We start from the raw sequence: 21,786 nt of genomic DNA, 5'->3' as shown, positions 1-21,786 counted from the left end.
GCGCATATTGGTTGATTCTCCATCCACACCGTAATTTGTAACATTTCCTCCTTTTTAACGGTAGAAATCATCGATTTTTCCCACAACTCTTGCATCTATGAATAGTTTGAATTATAGAACAAGCTTCTGCGTAGACACCCTTGGAGGCAACGCAGAATGGAGCGATCGCTGTTGGTTAGCGCATATCTTCATATCCATGCAAAAACTATTATTGTTTTTGAAGGATCTCCAATCATGTAAAAAGGACTTAAATTATGAGCAAAAGCTACACTCTTAAGGCCGAAAAACGCGAGCGGGTTGGTAAGGGGTCCTCCCGTGAACTTCGCCGCAACGGTCTTATTCCTGCTGTCATTTATGGTGAAAAACAACCCCCTTTGGCAATAACAGTTCCCTATAAAGAAATTTTCTACAAAATTCATGCCGGTGGTTTTCGTACCACCATTGCAACGATTATTCTTGACAAGCAAAAAATTATGGTTTTGCCAAAAGATTATCAATTAGATCCCGTGCGTGACTTTCCCCTCCATGTAGATTTCTTACGCATTTCAGCAAAATCCGTTGTAGAAGTGAATATTCCTGTCCACTTCCTCAATGAAGATACAGCACCTGGACTTAAAAAGGGTGGTGTCCTCAATATTGTTCGGCACGAAATTGAATGTACTGCTCCAGCAAGTGCTATTCCTGAAGCTATTGAAATTGATCTCGCCAGCTACTCTATTGGTGATTCTATTCACATTTCAGCAGTGCAACTGCCAAAAGATGTGACTCCCATCATCCAAGATCGAGATTTTACCATTGCAACCATTTCAGCTCCTGCTGGCATGGATGTCAGTGATGAAACTTCTGAACAAGAAGACGATGAAGAAAACACGCAAACTTCATAAAACTCAAAAGGCGGGAATTTTTTCCGCCTTAATTTATGAGACATTATCTTACTCATACTTTGACTGAAGATGCACATGTGGCTTATTGCTGGTCTTGGCAATCCTGGTTTACAATATCAAAATAACCGCCATAATATCGGTTTTATGGCTGTTGATGCCATTTATCAGTCCTTCTCTTTTTCTCCATGGTCGAAGAAGTTTCAAGCAGAAATCTCCAATGGTTTCATAAATAATGAGAAAATTTTTCTTATAAAACCGCAAACTTTTATGAATCTTTCTGGTCAAGCTATCGGTGAAGCTTTGCGATTTTATAAATTAGATTTGAAGAATTTGATCATCATTTATGATGAGTTAGACCTGTCACCGGGAAAAGTTCGTATAAAAATTGGTGGAGGAAATAATGGGCATAATGGTATTAAGTCTATTGATGCCCATTGTGGTACTAACTATTGTCGTATACGCATAGGAATTGGTCATCCTGGAAAAAAAGAACTTGTTCATCAGCATGTTCTGGGAAATTTTACCAAATCTGATCAAGAATGGTTATCCCCTCTCTTAGAGGCAATTGCAAAAAATATCGCTCTCCTTATAAAAGATGATAAATCCCTCTTTATGAATGAAATTTCACAAACGATAAAAAACAATCAAAGCCATTGACTTGCGTATCACAGTCGCGTGAAGCATATGGATAAGAACTCTTGAAAAAAGAAAAAAATGCCTCTTATAAACTTTCTCAAAGGCAAAATCTGTTGGCAACGTGAGAAGCTAGAAAACAGAATAAGAATACAAGCTTATGTACACTTTTGAAAAAGAAAGGCTTATCTTCTCTTTTGAGAGAAAGAGAAGATTGAACAGCAAACCAAAAGATTCAAATGGCTCTCTCCAATCTTCTCCCCTAAATTAAAAAAATTCATTTGGCTGAATGGTCGACTGTAGCGGATCATAGCCATTTGATTGTTGACTATAAACTGTAGGAATACTCCTATTGTTTTGTAAGACCACAACACGCGAACCAACGGGAACACGATCATAAAGATCAATAATATCTTGATTAAGCAAACGAATACACCCACTTGAAATAGCACGCCCAATTGACCACGATTCGTGTGAGCCATGAATACGGAAAAGTGTATCTTTCCCATTTTTGAACAAATAAAGTGCCCGCGCACCTAATGGATTATCGGGTCCTGGTGGCATTCCTTTCCCAAGATGACCATAACGTTCTGGTTCTCGAGCCATCATAGCTGCAGTAGGAGCCCAATTTGGCCACCGACGCTTGCGCTGTACAACCCCTTCACCATCAAATGCTAAACCTTCCTTACCGACCCCAATCCCATAACGCAAAGCCTTTCCATTTTCACCAATAAGGTAAAGAAAACACTCTTGCGTATCGATAACCAATGTTCCAGGTGGATAAGATGTATAATAAATCACTTCTTGTCGCCAAAACTTTGGATCAATTGTCGCAAGATCAACAGCAGGTAACAAATAGGTCTCATTCGTTACAGGACCGTACAAAGCCTGTATTTCTGGTGGAATGTATCGAACTTGTTGAAAAGGAACCGATGACATATCTGACTGATGTGTAGCACATCCAGCTAAAGCCAAAAGTGCTGCAATTAAAAAGGCACAACGAGATAACACTCTTCTATTTTCTCCGATTAATTATTTATGCAGATTTGCATATCATGAAAAACTTAGCACATTATTAACATTAATTCGAAGTTTTCTTATCCTTGAGACTAAGGAGAGCATTAAGATAAGAAGAACTAAGGTAAAAAAGCAGATTATCTGTTACTTTAGACTTTTTTCTCACTTATCGCAACACAAAGACTATAACTCTTCTGAAAATATGCTATAAAAAAGAAGCTATCTTGACTATAAAATCAAAAGAAAAGAAAGACTCTCATGGGCTTTAAATGCGGTATTGTCGGATTACCTAATGTTGGGAAATCAACTCTTTTTAATGCATTAACAAAAACAGCCACTGCACAGGCTGCCAATTATCCTTTTTGTACCATTGAACCCAATACCGGTGAAGTTGCTGTTCCAGATTTACGAATGGAAAAAATTGCATCAATCGCTGGTTCAAAAGAAATAATTCCTACACGCATTAACTTCGTCGATATTGCGGGGCTTGTACGAGGAGCTTCAAAAGGCGAAGGTTTAGGAAACAAATTTTTAGCCAATATTCGCGAAGTCGATGCCATTGTCCACGTTTTACGATGTTTTCAAAATGAAGATATTACCCATGTAGAAGGGCGTATTGATCCTGTTTCTGATGCCACAACCGTTGAAACCGAACTCATGCTTGCCGATCTTGAGAGCCTTGAGCGAAGAATCGTACAAATCCGTAAACGTGCAACAGGAAAAGATAAAGAAGCTCTCACAATTTTACCCCTTATGGAAAAAGCATTAAACATACTGCAACAGGGAAACCCTGTCCGGTTATTACTCAAAGATATCTCTTCCGATGAACACCCCATTCTTAAGAGTTTGAATCTTTTAACCTCCAAGCCTGTACTTTATGTTTGTAACGTAAGCGAAAATGACGCCGCTCATGGAAATAGCTTTACCCAAACAGTTGAAAAAATGGCAACAGAGCAAAATGCGCAAAGCATTATCATTTCTGCTTCTATCGAAGCGGAAATCACACAACTGAGTGATGCTGAAGCATCAGAATATCTCAATGCTCTAGGACTCTTCGAACCAAGTTTAAATCGCCTTATTCGTGCTGGCTACTCTTTGCTTGATCTCATTACTTACTTCACCTGTGGGCCTAAGGAAACACGAGCATGGACAATTACGCGTGGTACAAAAGCTCCCCAAGCAGCTGGCGTTATTCACTCAGATTTTGAGCGCGGTTTCATTCGTGCCCAAACCATCAGTTACAATGACTATATTGCTCTGGGTGGAGAAAGTGGTGCAAAAGAAGCAGGAAAAGCCCGCGATGAAGGAAAAGAATACATTGTACAAGATGGCGATGTCATGTTATTTAAACATAATACTTAAATCTTCACTCTGTCTTAATAGTTTATCTTGAAAACTTTGTAATAGGTCCTTGGAATCTTGTAGCAAAAGCTGCCAAGAATTTTTTGAACAAAAAAATGTTGCTAGCATATTATTATGATAGCAACAGTTTTATCCATTAAAGAATGGACATATAAAATTAGCGCGCCCAACGCCCTTCGTATTTAAATGTTGGAGCGTCCTTTAAAGAATCCTTTGTCGCATTTGTAATGAGTTTCCATTTACCATAATCATTTGTCATCTGGATTGTTTCTGGAGAAACGACTACATAACTCTCGCCTATGCCAAGAAAACCACCAACAGCAACAACAAACCCTGCAATATTATTTTCACGCAAAATAATATCTTTTACTTCACCAATATTTTCATCTTCTATATTATAGACATTGGCGCCTATAAGGCTGGAAGCAACAAAATCCGTTGCTAAAGGTGTCACATAACGCACAGACTTATCTACCCCCACCTGTACAATACCCGTAGAAGAGATCATTTCAGGTTTTGAAGGCACTTCAAAAGACTGGGCGTAAGTACTAGAAACCATCAAAATTGACATAAGAGTAGTACATGCAATTTTTTTCATTTTAACATCTCCGTTTTTACTTTGCTTTTACTTTATAAAATCTCAATGCATCATAAACAGATTTGTTCCTTATGCTCTTTATACTCTATACTCTTTCAAGCCTTGTCGCTTTATCATTTTCTCTTTATTTCGTCTTTTGTTTCTTTCTCTAACTCTTCTTCTAAACCACACCAAATACGATTTTTTAAAATATAAACAAGCCCTGCAAAAATGATTAAAAATAAAATAACACGAAAACCGGTTTTTTTACGAATTTCCATATGAGGATCGGCAGCCCACATCAAAAAAGCAGAAACATCGCGCGCGTAATGTTCAATGATTTCTGGAGTTCCATCTTCATAAGCAACCATACCATCACTCAAAGGAGGAGCCATAGTTAAAGAATTCCCGCCAATAAAATAAGGATTATACCAATAACCATCCGCAACTTTTATCTCCTTCGGTGCCTTCTGATATCCTGTTAAAAGAGCTGTAATATAATCTGGACCAGCTGTATCATAATGAGTCAATGCATCAGTAATTAAAGCAGGAAAAGGCAAAGATACACTACGTGCACGTACCATCAATGACAAATCTGGAGGATAAGCACTATTCAAAATAAATCTTGCTTCTTCTTCATGCGCAAAGGGAGAAGGGAAATAATCCGTTGCAACCCCAGCACGTTTAAAAAATTTTCCTTCTCGATTAGGACCATCGCGCACTTCATATTGCCCCGCCAAAGCTTTAATCTGTTCTTGATCATACCCAAGAGCTTTTAAATTGCGAAAAGCCACATATTTTAGCCCATGGCAGCTGGAACAAACTTGTTTATAAACCTTTAACCCACGCCTCAATTGCGCCTTATCATAAAGCCCAAATGGACCTGAAAAACTCCATTCTTGTTTTTTAGGAATCCTTAAAGGAAAAGAAATAAATTCCTCCTCCTGATCAGAGGCATCTCTCGCTAAACTCTGAGCAGAAAAGCTCATAGCAACGATAACAATCAGTCCGACAAAAACATTTACCATAGTCTCTTTTTTTTCTGTTTTAAATCTTGCATAATTGAAGAAGGAAGAGAACAATTTTTTTCAAAGGCTGGCAAAGTAGGCAAAATAACCAAAAAGAATATAAAATAATAAACCGTAGCCAATTGCGTCCATAAAAGGATTTTGTCATTTATTTCTCTTGACCCCAACCAACCAAGGAAAACGACATCAATAACCAACGCCCAAAAGAAAATTTTATAAACAGGTCGATATCTTGCTGAACATATTTTAGAGCGGTCTAACCATGGCACAAAAATTAAAATGCAAATCGAACTGACGAATAAAACAAAGCCCACAAAAGTGGAAGGGAAAATACCAATATCAAAAGTTATAGCACGAAGTATCGCATAAAAAGGCAAAAAATACCATTCTGGAACCACACGAAGAGGTGCTTTTAAAGGATCTGCCACATTATAATTTTCAGCCTGCCCCATATAATCGGGCATATAAAACAAAAACCAGGCAAAGAAGATCAGAAAAACAGTAATAGCAAAAATATCTTTGATAAGCGCATAAGGTGAAAATGGAACCGTTTCCTTATCTGATTGTATAGCAAGACCCGTTGGATTGCCTTGCCCAACACAATGGATTGCCCAAATATGCAGCCCCACAAAAAGAAGCAAAACAAATGATAAAACATAATGGAAAACATAAAAACGATTCAACGTTGGTTGTCCTACGCCATAACCACCCAGAAGTGTCTCATGCAACCATGTCCCCACCAAAGGTATCGTTTTTAAAAGCCCTGCAATCACTGAAGCCGCTGAAATAGACATCATCCCCCAAACAAGCACATAACCAAAAAATGCTATTGCCATCATGATGATATAAATAAAAATACCTGTAACCCACACCATTTCTCGCATATTTTTATAAGAACCATAATAAAGTCCACGTGCCAAATGGATATAAACAGCAATAAAAAAAAACGAAGATCCTACAGAATGCCATGGACGAAAAAGCCAACCAAACTGCCCTTCACGCCGAAATCGTTCACTAGTTTCAAAAGCCAAATGAATATCTGGAACATAATGCATAGCCAAGACAATACCAGTCAAGAGCTGTGATAAAAGCATAATGGTCAAAATACCGCCAAATGTGTAAAAGTAATTAAGATTACGCGGAACAGGAAAAATTATAAATGTATTATAAAAAAAACGAGGAAGAGGAAAACGCTTATCAAACCAACGAGCAAGAGCATTTTTAGGACAATAAGGAGGAAAGCTTGTCATAACCTTATCCTATTTTGAGCAAAGTATCAGAAAGAAATTGGTAAGGTGGAATAGCCAAATTATAGTTAGCTGGACCTGACCGCACTCTTCCAGCAGTATCATAAACAGACCCATGACAAGGACACAACCATCCTCCAAATTTACCCGATTGCCCAAGTGTTACACAGCCTAGATGCGTACAAAGATTAATAACAATAAGCCAATTTTCACGTCCTTTACCTGCTGAACGCGCAAAATCTGTTGCTTCTTTTTCACCTTCAAGATTAGGATTTCGCGCTTGACGGTCTTTTAGAAGACTTAATTTAGTAGCGCGCGCATCAGCAATTTCTTTTGTCGTACGATTTCGAATAACAACAGGCTGTCCTCGCCACTTTACCGTCACCGACATCCCCTCTTCAATACCAGAAAGATCAACCTCAACAGAGGAAGATGCCAAAATAGCTTCATCTGGACGCAACTGACGGATAAAAGGCCACGCAACCGCTCCCATTCCAACTGCTCCTGCAACAGCTGTTACCAAAAACAGAAAATCCCGCCTCGTTTGCTCAACCATGGCCTTAACTTAAAGAGACTATTTGCTAAAACATTCTTCTACCATACCCTCTCCCATTGTACAATGCTTGATCACTGAGTTGCCTCAACCATAACAACATGCCTGTAAAAAACTTCTGCCATTTGTATGGTCTATACAAAAAACTGCTTTATAATGATAATTCATCGTTTTACAGAGTGAATGAAATACTGAAACACCGTAAACTTCTTTCATTTCAAACCTATTCATATTAATCAATCAAAATTACTCCCCCGCCTGTGAAAAATGGAGATAGCGTGTAAATAAACACTCCTAAAGAAAGAAACATAGTCTTGTTATGACCAGGTCTCAGTAAATAAGTTGAGCTTATCGATTATTTCTTTAACACATTTACAGCACCTCTCCCTCCCTCAATTCCAACTGGTTGAATGAGTATTTTTTCCGCTTCTGCTTTTGCATAAAAAGCATATTTTGTTGATTTTCATTAAAATGGATGATCTAACCTTATTAAATATCCCACTTTTCAACATAATGAGCCAATCCATTTCATGTATCGCTCAATATAAAGGAAGTCCCTAATAGGGAGATTCTCTCTTATCCCAAACAAACCTGTGTACATAACTTTTTCCCTGAAATTTAAAGTGAATAAAAATTAAACGTAAAAAAACATGTATTTCTCAAAGCATATTTTTCGAATAAATTGTGGCGCTTCTTTACAAAGTCGAAAGAAAAATCATATTACAGAGAACATGACACTTCATATAGCTCTTTTCCAACCTGATATCGCTGGTAATACTGGAACGATTTTACGTCTCAGCGCTTGTTTTGGTTTACATGTGCACATTATTGAACCCGCAGGCTTTAATCTGTCGGATCGTAATCTCAAACGCGCAGGATTGGATTATCTCGAATATGCTTCCTTAGAACGACACATCGATTGGCAACATTTTATAAGCTCCATGAAACACTTTAACCGCCGTCTGTTGCTTTTAAGTACAAAAGCAAAAACATGCTATACGCAGATATGCTATCAAAAAAATGATGTTTTACTTTTTGGTCGTGAAACAGCTGGGGTTCCCGATTATGTTCATGAAGCTGCCGATTACACATTGAAAATTCCCATGCAACCACAGGCACGCTCTCTAAATCTCGCCATGTGCGTAGCCATAACAACGGGAGAAGCATTACGACAAATTGGTTATCATGAAAGAAACTGTAATCTATAAAAACACAACAATTCCATTAAAATCTTTAGTAGAATATAATGAGTAATTAAAAGCGCATAAAGTTCAATAATACTTTTGGAATAACTTACAGAATGCCTATAAAAACCCATAAATTATCACGAAAACAATATACAACATATAAAGAACAGTTAGAGCGTATAACGCTTATCATTTTCCAACAATCAAGTGCTGATAAAATAAATATTTCTTAGTGCTCATCACATCCATTTCATATCACCACCTATGAATGATTAAATACTCCTCATAGTAAAAATCCATTGGACATCCCCCTCTTTATGCTCATACAAAGTGCAAACCGCTATCATTATTCTTTTTATCCGTTTTCACTTTCAAAATCCTTATCTTTGAAATGGTTCATACGAGACTTTTTTTCTCTCTGTAATCATTTTTCCTCACACGGATTTCCCCACTTGTAATGTGTAAGGCTATAATTTTGATTGATGTAATAAGAACAGGTTTGAAATAACCTTACAATATTCAGAGCTCTTGTTTCACATGACGAATAATGAATTATTATTATAAATCAATTTTTTCTAATAATACATGACGATCCATTAAAAATCCGCTTTCAACCCATATCATTTCTAACTCTTTAAGCTTTTTTCCTAAAAGCACACCTTTAGCAAAACCTTTCTTTATTAAATCGTTACCATTAATGGGAAAAGTTGGAATCTGCCATTTTTTGGCAAGTTGATGAAGCTTGACATAATCCTCTGCTTTTTGCAAAGCATCACTTTTTTCCAGATTATCGAGATGTGATGCAGCGACAGACAACGATAATTGATCTAAAACTGGCTGTCGTCCATGAAAATAAATCAGTTTTTGCACAAAATGATCAGAACTGTTTTGGTTTATTATTTCTAACTCTGCCCATTCTTTTAATCGCGTTCTTTCTTTATGGGAAAAATGCAAGCGCTGTGCCATTTCATGAAGACGTATGGGGTCAGGAGGAAGAAGGCTTTCTAGCCGTAACAATGGATCAACTTTCCAACCAAGAGCGTGTTCTGTCTTCACCAATGCGTGAATTGCATCAATACCCCATCGTTCTGTTTCAGGAAAAATGAGTGCCAAAATTCTGCTTTGTCGCATCCATAACAGAGCACGCGTTGGATCAAACGCCGTAAGAAGCTTTTTCATTTCTGCCCAAATACGTTCAGAAGAAAGTTTTTTTAAACCGTCTTTTAAACGAACACATGCCTTCAATCCTTGTACATCAGGTCGCCCTGCTCCATACCATGCAAAAAAGCGAAAAAAACGTAAAATACGCAAATAATCTTCGCAAATACGATCTTCTGCAATCCCAATAAAACGAACTGTTCGGCTAGCAATATCACTCAAACCTCCCACATCATCATAAAGATTGCCAGCAGCATCACAATAAAGCGCATTTATCGTAAAATCCCGCCGTTCAGCATCTTTTTTCCAATCACGACCAAATGCCACTTTTGCATGACGACCATCTGTTTCAATATCGCAGCGAAGCGTTGTAACCTCATAGGAACATGAATGAGCAACTACTGTTATTGTACCAAAAGTAATCCCTGTAGGAATAGCTTTAAATCCTGCTTCTTCTACACGTGCAATAACCTGTTGCGGCAAACAGGTTGTTGCAATATCAATATCACTAATAGGCTGCCCTAGCAGTTGATTGCGCACTGCTCCCCCTACAATACGCGCCTCTTCTCCCTCCAAAGACAAAACACGAAGAAGTGTTTGGATATCCCTTTGTTGTAACCACGCAACCTGTTTGAAGTCCTGTCTTATGTTCACCCTTTAACCTTTCAAAAAAGTTGTCTTCATTGCTTTAAAGAACTCTCTTCATACAACAAAATTTTTAAGACATCCCTTATAAAACACGTCTATTCCTTCCAAAAAACTTTTCTCTTCTTGTATACGAATATGAAAAAATGGCATATGATACTTCATTTCTTCTCATTTTCTGTTACAAACAATAAGATATCCATTATCATGCAGAGAAAATTACCATTTTTGCGACAAACGCCTTAAGGAAGAAATATGAGTCAACATGATCCATCATCCAATTCTGTAAAAAAGGTCAATATCAATCATGAGGCTCAAGTCATTATTGATGATATTGATACGGCACACAAAGAATTGGATATTTTACAACAAGAAATTGACAAAGTTATTTTTGGGCAAAATCAGGTAATCGAATATGCTTTAATCGCTATTTTTGCTGGTGGTCACGCCCTTCTTGTTGGTGCTCCAGGACTTGCAAAAACACGTCTTGTTGAAACATTGGGAACAGTCTTAGGGCTTGACGAAAAACGCATCCAATTTACTCCTGACTTAATGCCATCGGATATTATTGGTTCTGAAATTATGGATTCCGATAAAGACGGTAAACGTTCTTTTCGATACATTCAAGGTCCTATTTTCACGCAACTTCTCATGGCCGATGAAATCAATCGTGCTTCTCCACGGACACAGTCAGCCCTTTTACAAGCTATGCAAGAATATCATGTTACTGTTGCAGGTAACCGTTATGATTTGCCACAACCTTTTCATGTTCTTGCAACGCAAAATCCTCTCGAACAAGAAGGAACCTATCCACTTCCTGAAGCGCAACTAGATCGCTTTTTGATGCAAATCGATATTGACTATCCTGACCTCACAACAGAGCGACGGATCATTTTAGAAACAACAAAAGAAAAGAAATCAAATGCAAAACCAATTTTATCTGCCAAAAAATTGCAAAAAATTCAAAATATCGTTCGCAAAATGCCTCTTTCAGAAAATGTGATCGAAGCTATTTTAAAAATTGTCCGCTCAACTCGCCCTCATAAAGACAATAGCCTTGCTAATACTTATGTTTCTTGGGGACCTGGTCCACGGGCATCACAAGCCCTTTCACTTTGTGTTCGCGCCCGTGCTCTTTATTATGGACGCTTAGCCCCCTCACTTGATGATGTTGAAGCATTGGCCTATCCCGTATTACAACACCGCATGGCTCTTAATTTTTCTGCCCGTGCTGAAGATATAACCGTAAAAGATATTATCAATAATCTTGTGAAAGATGCTCTTTGAATGGCTATTGGCAAAAAAGTTTTACAAAAGCCTCCATTGTCGCTGGCAAATGAACTCCATAAGGATATTGGCAAAATGCCATATTTCCTTTTACAAGCGCGTCATATCGCTAATACACTGATAACCGGATGGCATGGACAACGTAAACGCGGTAATGGGGAAAACTTTTGGCAATTTCGTCCCTATATGGAAGGAGAATCCATTACCCGCATTGATTGGCGTCGCTCAGCGCGTGATGAAAATACGTATCTCCGCGAACACGAATGGCAAATGACACAAATCGTTTGGCTCTGTCTCGATCAGAGCGCATCAATGCATTACTGTTCGCGCTTTTCTAAAATCTCTAAAGGTAATCATGCCATTATTCTTACCCTTACCCTAGCATCACTTCTTGCTCGCAGTGGCGAACATATTGCTATTCCAAACTTAATGTCCCCCACAATGACATCAAATGTCGTAGAGCGAATAGCCTTTGCTTTAGAAAATCATTCAGATGAAAATTCATTTCCGGATTTTTCAACGATTACACGCTTTTCACATGTCGTTATAATGAGTGATTTTCTCGACTATCCTGAAAAAATCATCCAACATTTAACTGTTTTAACTACAAAACAGGTGACAGCTCATTTAATTGAAATTTCTGATCCCGCAGAAGAAAGCTTTCCCTACACAGGCCACACAGAATTTTTTGATCCTGAAACGAAAGAGAAACATGTTTCCACAAAAGCAGAAGATCTTCGTAAGAACTATTGTAAACTATATCACGCAAGGCGACAAGAATTGGCAAATTTTTGCGCACGCCAAGGATGGTCTTATCATGTTAGTACAACGGATCAACCTTTAACAGAGACCATTTTTTATCTTGCAAATACAATGGGCGGCTCTCCATTGCAAAAAAGGGGGGCGCTTTGAGTTTTTCTGCTCCCTTTCTGTTACTAGGGCTTTTATTCCTACCGGTCATTTGGTGGCTGTTGCGGATAACTCCTCCATCTCCGCGTAAAGAGCTTTTCCCTCCGTTACGCTTCTTACCCAAACCGACTCATCAGCAGGAAACAGCAAAACATACACCTTGGTGGTTGCTCTTGTTGCGTTTAACCATAGCGGCACTTGTTATCATAGCTTTAGCACGCCCCACGTGGAATCAAAAACCAATCAGCTTTTCGGGATCTCAACCCCTTGCACTCATTATTGATAATGGTTGGGCTTCTGTAAAAGAATGGAAAAAGCGCATCTCTATCGCTGAAATGCTCCTTACACAGGCAGAAAAACAGCAAAAAAATATTTACCTTGTTGCAACGGCTGAAAATGATATCTCCAATATAGAGCCCCAACCAGCTAAGATTATAAAACAGCATTTAATGCATTTGCAACCGCGTCCTTGGTCTGTCAACCGTGTGCATGTCTTAAAAAAACTCAGAAAAATAACCAAAGGAAAACCTCTTGATATTGCTTATTTAAGTGATGGATTACAAACAAATGAAGATGAGCAAACTTTTGCTTTGCTTGAAGAATTAAAACCTGAAAAATTCTTATGGTATTTGGCGGATATTTCCGATTTAATCGGTATAACATCCGTAGAAAATAATGATGGAAGTATGGTCGCGCGTATTATCCGCTCAACAACACACGGCAAAACTTCCGCTACACTCAACCTCTACGATTCAAACAATCAACTTCTCGGTCAATTTACGAAAAATTTTTCTGAAGGAGAAACAACAGCTCTTGTCCCTTTTGATGTACCACTTGAACTACGCAATGACATCGCTTGGATAAAAATGAATAATCAAAACCATGCTGCTGCAACTTTCTTGGTAGACAGCCATAATAGGATAAGCCGTGTTGCTCTTCTATCACCCGATACCAATGAAATGGCACAGCCTTTACTTTCTCCATTTTATTACATTATCAAAGCATTACAGGAATATACACAGCTTATAACCGCCGGTGGAAGAGAGCTTTCAACGGATATTGATTATTTGCTTAAACAAAATCCATCTGTTTTCATTATGAGCGACATGGTTAACATGCCTGAAAAAGCAGAAAAAAAACTTTCTGATTTTGTGAATAAAGGGGGAACACTCATCCGCTTTGCAGGAGAAAAACTCAGTAGTGCAGAACATTATGATAGTCTCCTTCCGATACCGCTGCGTCAGGGTCAACGTTTCCTTGGAAGTATTATGTCTTGGACGAAACCACAAAAGCTTGCTCCTTTTGCAAAAAATAGTTTTTTCTTTGATCTCCCTTTTCCAGAAGATGTCTCTGTCTCGCGCCAAATCCTCGCAGAACCAGCCCCAGATCTTTTTGAAAAAACGTGGCTTAGCCTTGCGGATGGAACCCCTCTTATTACCGCAGCAAAACGTGGTAAAGGAACCCTCATTCTCATTCATGTTGCTCCTGACCCAACATGGTCTAATCTTCCTCTTTCTGGCTTTTTTGCACAAATGTTGCAAAAACTAATCACATTAGGGTCTCACGAAAACACCAACCTAACACATAGAGAAAAAAGAACAATGGTACAAAACCCGTGGCGAACCATAGCCGCTGACGGACAATTACAAGTACCGCCCTCTCATGTTGTTCCACTGGTCTTTGACTCTCAAAATCCACCCCATCCTTCCTATAATACTCCCCCAGGACTTTATGGTGTCAAAAGCGATTTTTATGCACTCAATCTCTTAACTCATTCGTCGCACTTGATGAAACAATCATCATTGCCAACTTCTCTTAATAAAAGCCCTTTATCTTACGATACAAAAGAAAAAAATCTTATCGGTCCACTTTTAGGATTAGCCATCTTATTATTCGCCTTTGACAATTTTCTCATTTTATGGATGGGAGATATTTTTTCTTTCATGAAACGGCGTAATATATTTCTCCTCCCTTTTATAAGTCTTATTGCCTTATTTTCATATGATCCAACACTTCATGCACAAACGAAAGAAAATCATCATGATAGTGTACAAGCTGCTGGTGCAACACATCTTGCCTATGTTATAACCAATAATCATGAAATTGATACAACGAGTAAAAGTGGTCTAGAAGCGTTAAGTCAATTTATCGCAGAACGTACAATGCTTACCCCAGGCTCTGTTACAGCACTTGATCTCGATAAAGATGAACTCTCTTTTTATCCTCTTATTTACTGGCCAATTGATGTTAAGAGTCCTATACCTACCCCCAAAAGTCTTGAAAAAATAAATAACTTTATGAAACATGGGGGAACAATTTTATTTGACACACGCGATCAGATAAAGAGTAATCTTAATCTTGAAGGAGATGCCACTCCAGAAACGCAACGATTACGAGATATCTTAAAAGAGTTAAATATTCCATCCATTGAGCCAGCATCAACGGATCATGTTGTTGCACGTTCTTTTTATATTATGCCAGATTTTCCTGGTCTCTACCGTGGTTCACCTTTATGGATTGAATCCTCATCAACAAACAAAAAAAATAAAAATTCTCTTGCTAGCGGTGATAATGTAAGTTCTCTTCTCATCACCGCCAATAACTTTGCCGGGGCTTGGGCACTCGATGAAAAAGGGACATGGAAATATCCCCTTGTTCCCAATGATCCAATGCAACGTCTATGGGCATTTCGTGCAGGTTTAAATATTGTCCTTTATGTTCTTACAGGAAACTATAAAGCGGACCAAGTTCATGTTCCAGCACTCTTGGAACGCTTTAAAAGAGAAAGAAGGCAATGATATCATTTTTCACTTTTCAGCCTTTTTTACCACTCATTTGGATTCTGTTCTTAAGTGGAATATCAATGCTTTTTGTCGTTGTTGGTCTTGTTACGCAACGTCAAGGTTCTTTATTTCGTCTGATGGCATTAAGCGCCCTCATCCTTGCTTTGCTCAATCCAATGATCATAAAAGAACAGCGCGAACCACTGAAAAGCACCGTAGGTATTGTTATTGACCGCAGCAAAAGCCAAACATTTGGAACACGTACAAACGACAGTGATGAAGCGCGCGCGCAATTAACGCAAGCATTAGCGCATTATCCACAATTTGAACCACGCTTTATTGAAGCTGGAAAACTTGCTGATAATCAGTATGCGCCCTCAACGAATTTGTTTGAGGCTTTAAAACAAGCAGTATCTGATGTACCGCCCTCTCGTTATGCAGGAACCATTTTTATCACCGATGGACAAGTGCATGACATTCCTGACCTATCAGACCTTCATCATGAAGCCCCTCTCAATGCCCTGATTACAGGGCACTCAGATGAATTTGATCGCCAAATCAAGTTTATTTCTCCTCCACGCTTTGCCCTTGTCAACAAACCACAAACGCTCTCCATTTTGGTAGAAGATAAAGGGCCAGCCCAAAAAACAATACCACAGAAAGCAAATATTACATTAAGCGTCAATGGGCAAGACATTGGCCATTATTCTGTAACTCCTGGCGTGATTTTTCAAACTGAAATTACCCTTCCTCATGCTGAAAAAAATATTATCCAAGTGATAACCGATCCACACAAAGGTGAACTAAGCTTTGAAAACAACCGCGCCATAACAATCATTGAAGGAATCAGAGAAAATTTACGCGTTCTTCTTATTTCAGGTGCTCCTTATAATGGAGAACGGACATGGCGAGACCTTTTGAAAGGTGACTCCAATATTGATCTTGTTCACTTTACTATTTTACGTCCTCCCACCAAAGCAGATAATACGCCCTTAAGCCAATTATCCTTGGTGGTCTTTCCGACAAGAAAACTCTTTGTTGAAGAGATTAATAACTTTGATCTCATCATCCTTGATGGCTACCAGCACTCTGCTGCTCTACCCTTAATCTATTATGATTATATCGCCCAATATGTACAAAAGGGGGGGGCATTGCTGATGGTAACAGGACCTGAATTTACAAAAAACAACTCACTTGCGAAAACACCTTTAATAAGCATTCTACCGGCATTGCCCAATGGAACTATTATTGAAAAGCCTTTTCGCCCCACATTAACCAAAGAAGGTGAGCGCCATCCTGTCACAAGGGGACTTGCAACACTTAACCTTCCAGCTTCTCAATGGGGGCAATGGTTGCGACAAATTGCTATTCAAAACATAAATAACGGAATCGCCCTCATGAAAGGAGCCGATGAACAACCACTTTTACTTCTCGCGCATGTTGATAAAGGACGTGTAGGCATGTTGCTCTCCGATGAAAGTTGGCTTTGGGCACGAGGTTTCGAAGGCGGCGGTCCTTATGCAGCTCTTTATCGTCGTATTGCCCATTGGCTCATGAAAGAACCAGAGCTTGAGGAAGAAAAATTAAGTGCAACCAGCAGCCATCATCATTTAACAATTCGCCGCCAAACTCTAAAAGACCATCCAGAACCCGCTGAAATAACCTTTCCTTCTGGAAAAAAAGAAAATATCACTCTCACCAAAGAGCAAGAAGGTCTCTTCAGCGCAACCGGGACCACTGATGAAACAGGAATTTTTACCATTAAAAATGGCGATTTAACAATACTTTCTTCTGTAGGGATACTCGATAATCTTGAATTGTTTGACTTAATTTCAACACAAGAAAAACTAGCTCCCATTATTAAGCACACCGGTGGTTACATCGGACGGTTACACCCTGAGGGAAAAGAAAACATTCATCTTCCTCCATTCAAGCTGATTCAATCAAAAATAAACCCGTCTTCTTCCCCAGCACATTCAATTGTTCTGAAAGAAGCGACAGAAACCCGTTTAATTAATACCTTTTATTTTTCGATATTTTCTGGTTTCTTGGCGCTGCTTGCTTGCCTTTTACTGTTGAGCAGCATGTGGTATCGTGAAAGCCGTTGAAAAATCTGAAATTTCATATAATAGTCTTAAAATTCAGCTTATTTTTTTGTGTATTTTCTTGTCTTTTACAATTAGATAAAAACATTGATCTATAATGATAATTTATCATTATTGTCATATTGAGTTATTATTCCCTGTAGGGTTTTTCTTTTTTGTAATACTTTCTATATTAAATTAATTAAAATCACTCGCTTGCACATCATTAAAAGAGATCTGTATGAATAAACACCATTGAAGAAAAGAGTAAAGTACCTCTTATGAATCCTCTTAAAGCAAGGATTTTCACAAAATTGGGAGGGAATAGTATGATGGTTTTACTTTGCACCTTGTATAAATGTAAAATGGTGGCGCATAATAAGCCTTATAAACGAGACTTTTCATAGAATTGAGAACTTTCGTGAAATGCGATCAAGCGCACTGGGAAATATCTCTTCAAAACAAATATATGAATGTACAACACAATGATATTTTATTTGGGATCTTCTTCTTGAATCGTTCTGTTTTGCGTGAAAAAATCTCCCGTTAAAAGCAATACATGGCAGCCAAAAACCGTAAAAATTCCTGATAAATACAATACATTCTTTTGCATTTTATACTGAATAATTAGATTTTTTATGATAATGTGTGGTCGTATGAAAGCTGTTTAAAAGTCTTAAAACTTTATGACCATCATTTTAAAGTCTATCCCATCATAGAAAAAACATATCGGCTACCAAGAATGATATGTTGTATTATGTTGTTCTTTTCATAAAAAATACAATACAGCGTTAATTCTTAAAAGAATTTTCTCATATTTTCAACAAGCTATTTTTCATTTTACAATCCTTCTTGCCTTTAAGTATCAACTTATCTTATGCTTATTATCTAAATCATTTTTAATACTCTACGAGCTTTTATGTTTTATCTTGCCCATATATCGGATGTACATCTTTCCCCTCTCCCGCAACCTTCCCTTTTTGAACTTTCTGGAAAGCGTCTTACCGGTTATCTGAATTGGCAAAGAAAACGTAAGAGTCAAATGGTAACAAATGTCCTAGAAACTTTAATAGATGTCTTGAACAAAAAAAAACCTGATCATCTTGTGATCTCTGGTGATCTTGTTAATCTTGCTCTAGATAAGGAATTTGAACAAGCACATCGTTGGCTACTTAACTTAGGACAACCTCAAGATATTTCCTTGACATTTGGAAATCATGACGCCTATGTCCGCGGTGCTTTCCAAAAAGCATGTACTCTTTTTAAACCTTGGATCACAGGTGATGTCCCTCAAAAAAGCGCCTTTCTTTTTCCTTATATGCGCATTCGCAAAAATGTCGCCATCATAGCAACTTCTTCAGCCATCGCGACACCACCTTTTCAAGCTTCTGGTTATTTTGGTAAAATGCAAGCGCAAACTTTACCGCTCTTTTTAAAGGAAGCAGCACAGCGTAACCTTTTTCGTGTCGTCATGATTCACCATCCCCCCTTTCCCAAGGCAACATCTTGGCATAAAAAACTACGAGATATAAAACGTTTTCTAGACGTTATCAAATATCACGGTTGCGAACTTATTCTTCACGGACATACTCATTTACCCACATTGAATTACATTGAAGGACCAATTAAAAAAATTCCTATTGTTGGTGTTCCTTCCGCATCACAAGCTTTTGGTGATAAAAAACCACCCGCAGGCTTTAATTTATTTTCCATTGAACACTTACAAAATCAATGGCACTGCCAATTGCAACGTTATAGCATTATCAACCCTCAAAACGAGATTGCATGTATTGAAACAATTAATCTTTAAACACCTTCATAGTTGCCAAAACAACCAAAAACGAAAATATTTTTATTTCATATCCCTTTGGAAATCATAATTCTTATTTCCCTTTTTCTCCTTAAAAGACAAAGTTTCACTTTCTCTGTCGATAAATTAATTTCTCTCAGAGAATTCTATCTGCTACCCCTCTTATATGACTGGCTTTACAAGCTCATCGGTCTACTTCCTTCCCGTCCTAAAGGACGAAAACTTCTACCACACCTGATCTATAAATAATCCAGATTCTTGTCGCACAGATTCCACCTGCTAATTGTGCATGTGATTGACTTCACAAAGTTCTACACACAAATCATGCCTTGAATTTTATCATACACTCCTCCAAAAGCATCTAATGCGCAAAATCCTTATACCACTACAGTGATGTATCTTCTATAGAATAATAGAGAACCTCATTCAGATTCTATACCTGAAAATCAATAACTAAAGTATATAATTTTAATAACCAAACATACTTGTAGTTCATGAACAAATGATGTTGATTGATTTATCGTCAATACAGATTTATCGTAAATATATTTGAAATAATCCCCTACTATTTCATTCGACATTTATTATCGTACATTTAAAAGATTTATAAAAATAATAGATTCTATTTCTATAATAGGCATAGTTAATAATGTTTTTTATGTCTCGATAAATTCATAATTTGCTATCTATTTTTTCCTATAAATCACTTTATAATAATCTTTATAGATATTTTATTAATATAAATTATTATTATTAAGTTTTATTGCGGATGTAGTTTTACGTGCTTTAACGATTTTTTGTTATTAAATAAATATCTTACGACAATGAAAAACAGAAACGTCGATTGTATGAGAGGTATTTCAAATAAAACAAAACGCAATTAAGTTGCCAATTCATGTGTTTGTTTTAAAAAAGCATCTTTTAAAGCACCCAAATCCATTTCCCACAGCACCTATGAATAATGTAATGATAAGTCCATTTAGCAGCACCATCTTTACGTTTATGAAAAAGCCAGCTAGTATCAAAATCTCACACTTTGCCAAGTCCCAATGCAGCGACAGCCTTTGGCACTTGAGAAGGTTCATAAGGAGTATTTTTATTCTTTCTTTCATGTTTTTTATCTCACGGCTCTCCCTCCTTTTGACGTGCAAAAGACATGGTTTTCACTGGTTCAACATGGTATAGGTTTAAAATGAGAAAATCTTATGATACTTGGGTCTCTCACTCAACATGAAAAAGTAAATTATATTTATAAATAAACGTATTGTTCGAATAAAATAGTAACTCTTTTGAGTGAAGGATATTTCACTGCACATATCTAAAAAATAAAAGCCTCATTCTAAAATGAGACTTTTGAATTTTTAATTCGGCAAAAACTAAAATTTATAAGCTACACCCACGCGGAAATCGTTTGTCTTGTAGCCCATTTCAAATTTATCATGCACGAACTTCTTCTTACCAAAATCTGAATAACGGTATTCTGCACGCACAATAACATTATCAGCCATTGCAAAATCAACACCACCTCCGAGGGTATAACCAATCATGGTCTTTTTTTCATCATGCAACCAATCAGAAAAATTAACTGCTCTGTTGTTGCTGTCAGCAACTAACCCAAAAATATTCTGAAGTTGCGTATAAGCAATCCCTCCAGAAACATAAGGCATTACACGCTCAATCGCAAAACCAACTCTCACCCGCGTAGCACCAGCCCATTTTTGTTTTAAAGTATGACGTACAGCTTCAATAGGTATTGTCGAATCCTCCTCATGAGAATCTCTTGTTAGATTTGCTTCTTCTGAAGAATCTTCTTCAGTTTGACTTTTTTTGGGTCGATTAATATCTTTTGTACCCTTTTTATCAGACCACATAATATCCGTATCAATACCTATAATAAAACCATTATCGATATCAATATTGGAACCTGCATAAACTCCCCCTATAAAACCAGAAAGTTTAGGTAAATCCTCCTTTCCAATTGGATTCCATATCCCCGTCTCATCTTTTAAATAACTTGCAGTTGTTTTACCTGAAAAGCTACCAATCTGTCCTCCAAGATAAAATCCTGTCCAAGAAAAAGCAGGAGCTGCAATAACAGGAACGGGCTGTTCAGGAGTAACCATATCCGCCGCCTGTACTACAGAAATTGAAATTAAAGAAAAGATAGATGTTGAGACTAAATACTTTGTAATCATAATTGCTCCCCTAAAAGCTAATGTGATACATAAATAATAGCAAATCGTTTCACATTTTTTTTAAAAAATCTATAGCAAAAATGACACATTTACAAAAAAAATAAATTTTATATTTAAAAATAAAAGTAGTTTTAATAAATTATATTATATAAAAAATTAAATATGCTTTATATTTCCATTAATTATTACATATTATTTTTTATGTCTTCATATTAATCATTATTATCCATAATTATACAAATAATTATAATGTCAATTTTTTGAAAAAATGAGATATGTCATCAATAAAGCTTTTTATCATATTGATTTCAATATTTTGGTATTATTAGTGTAATGAGACATAATCTCTATAAGTTTTTATATAAATATGTACGATAAAAACACTCTTGCATATATTTTTGTGTTGAATATCCCTTAATTCATAAAT

At 37.3% G+C, this 21,786-nt stretch carries 16 protein-coding genes; 9 read left to right on the top strand and 7 right to left on the bottom strand.

What is annotated here, in order from left to right; all coding sequences use genetic code 11:
• The first annotated feature begins 254 nt into the window (after positions 1-254).
• Complete coding sequence (locus ACFIJR_RS00995) at positions 255-884, top strand: 50S ribosomal protein L25/general stress protein Ctc (protein ID WP_375653241.1); 630 nt, start codon at positions 255-257, stop codon at positions 882-884.
• 75 nt (positions 885-959) lie between these two features.
• On the top strand, positions 960-1,541 hold the full coding sequence (pth, locus tag ACFIJR_RS00990) for an aminoacyl-tRNA hydrolase (protein WP_375653239.1): 582 nt from the start codon (positions 960-962) through the stop codon (positions 1,539-1,541).
• Positions 1,542-1,784: 243 nt separating this feature from the next.
• Here pth and ACFIJR_RS00985 read toward each other — a convergent pair whose 3' ends face one another.
• Positions 1,785-2,528 carry a L,D-transpeptidase gene (locus ACFIJR_RS00985; RefSeq protein ID WP_375648323.1) on the bottom strand — a complete coding sequence of 248 codons (744 nt, stop codon included), beginning with the start codon at positions 2,526-2,528 and terminating at the stop codon, positions 1,785-1,787.
• Between the two features lie 264 nt (positions 2,529-2,792).
• Between ACFIJR_RS00985 and ychF the strand changes: the two genes are divergently transcribed.
• The gene (gene ychF, locus ACFIJR_RS00980; protein WP_375648322.1) at positions 2,793-3,896 is read left to right on the top strand and encodes a redox-regulated ATPase YchF; all 1,104 of its coding nucleotides are present in this window, start codon (positions 2,793-2,795) and stop codon (positions 3,894-3,896) included.
• A gap of 157 nt (positions 3,897-4,053) precedes the next feature.
• Here ychF and ACFIJR_RS00975 read toward each other — a convergent pair whose 3' ends face one another.
• From ACFIJR_RS00975 to petA, 4 genes are all read right to left on the bottom strand, one after another.
• Positions 4,054-4,494, bottom strand: coding sequence for a PRC-barrel domain-containing protein (locus tag ACFIJR_RS00975; protein ID WP_375625080.1), 441 nt, complete (start codon positions 4,492-4,494; stop codon positions 4,054-4,056).
• 113 nt (positions 4,495-4,607) lie between these two features.
• Positions 4,608-5,501: a cytochrome c1 gene (locus tag ACFIJR_RS00970; protein ID WP_375651566.1), complete on the bottom strand. Its 894-nt coding sequence runs from the start codon at positions 5,499-5,501 to the stop codon at positions 4,608-4,610.
• Positions 5,495-6,751: a cytochrome bc complex cytochrome b subunit gene (locus tag ACFIJR_RS00965; RefSeq protein ID WP_375625773.1), complete on the bottom strand. Its 1,257-nt coding sequence runs from the start codon at positions 6,749-6,751 to the stop codon at positions 5,495-5,497. The genes ACFIJR_RS00970 and ACFIJR_RS00965 overlap by 7 nt, the downstream gene beginning before the upstream one ends.
• A gap of 4 nt (positions 6,752-6,755) precedes the next feature.
• Positions 6,756-7,304 carry a ubiquinol-cytochrome c reductase iron-sulfur subunit gene (gene petA, locus ACFIJR_RS00960; protein WP_375625083.1) on the bottom strand — a complete coding sequence of 183 codons (549 nt, stop codon included), beginning with the start codon at positions 7,302-7,304 and terminating at the stop codon, positions 6,756-6,758.
• A 728-nt stretch (positions 7,305-8,032) separates the two neighbouring features.
• On the opposite strand from petA, the gene ACFIJR_RS00955 reads away from it, so the two are divergent.
• The gene (locus ACFIJR_RS00955; protein ID WP_012754878.1) at positions 8,033-8,509 is read left to right on the top strand and encodes a tRNA (cytidine(34)-2'-O)-methyltransferase; all 477 of its coding nucleotides are present in this window, start codon (positions 8,033-8,035) and stop codon (positions 8,507-8,509) included.
• Positions 8,510-9,046: 537 nt separating this feature from the next.
• Here the strand turns inward: ACFIJR_RS00955 and ACFIJR_RS00950 are convergent.
• Positions 9,047-10,300, bottom strand: coding sequence for a CCA tRNA nucleotidyltransferase (locus tag ACFIJR_RS00950; protein WP_375625770.1), 1,254 nt, complete (start codon positions 10,298-10,300; stop codon positions 9,047-9,049).
• A 246-nt stretch (positions 10,301-10,546) separates the two neighbouring features.
• Between ACFIJR_RS00950 and ACFIJR_RS00945 the strand changes: the two genes are divergently transcribed.
• The 5 genes from ACFIJR_RS00945 (at position 10,547) to ACFIJR_RS00925 (ending at position 19,164) form a co-directional block, all read left to right on the top strand.
• Complete coding sequence (locus ACFIJR_RS00945) at positions 10,547-11,578, top strand: AAA family ATPase (protein ID WP_375625768.1); 1,032 nt, start codon at positions 10,547-10,549, stop codon at positions 11,576-11,578.
• On the top strand, positions 11,579-12,490 hold the full coding sequence (locus ACFIJR_RS00940) for a DUF58 domain-containing protein (RefSeq protein WP_375625766.1): 912 nt from the start codon (positions 11,579-11,581) through the stop codon (positions 12,488-12,490).
• Positions 12,487-15,285 carry a DUF4159 domain-containing protein gene (locus ACFIJR_RS00935; protein WP_375625764.1) on the top strand — a complete coding sequence of 933 codons (2,799 nt, stop codon included), beginning with the start codon at positions 12,487-12,489 and terminating at the stop codon, positions 15,283-15,285. Before ACFIJR_RS00940 ends, ACFIJR_RS00935 begins: the two co-directional genes overlap by 4 nt.
• A complete protein-coding gene (locus ACFIJR_RS00930; RefSeq protein WP_375625762.1) occupies positions 15,282-17,378 on the top strand; it encodes a glutamine amidotransferase in 2,097 nt (698 codons plus the stop codon). The genes ACFIJR_RS00935 and ACFIJR_RS00930 overlap by 4 nt, the downstream gene beginning before the upstream one ends.
• An 895-nt stretch (positions 17,379-18,273) precedes the next feature.
• Complete coding sequence (locus ACFIJR_RS00925; RefSeq protein WP_375625089.1) at positions 18,274-19,164, top strand: metallophosphoesterase family protein; 891 nt, start codon at positions 18,274-18,276, stop codon at positions 19,162-19,164.
• A gap of 1,376 nt (positions 19,165-20,540) precedes the next feature.
• Here the strand turns inward: ACFIJR_RS00925 and ACFIJR_RS00920 are convergent.
• The gene (locus ACFIJR_RS00920) at positions 20,541-21,359 is read right to left on the bottom strand and encodes an outer membrane protein (protein WP_375625090.1); all 819 of its coding nucleotides are present in this window, start codon (positions 21,357-21,359) and stop codon (positions 20,541-20,543) included.
• Positions 21,360-21,786 lie beyond the last annotated feature (427 nt).

This window comes from Bartonella sp. OD88NMGDW, from assembly GCF_042193775.1.
Taxonomy (GTDB): Bacteria; Pseudomonadota; Alphaproteobacteria; order Rhizobiales; family Rhizobiaceae; genus Bartonella; species Bartonella grahamii.
The sequence above is the reverse complement of the archived record's forward strand: the minus strand, read 5'-3'. Positions and strand labels throughout refer to the sequence as shown.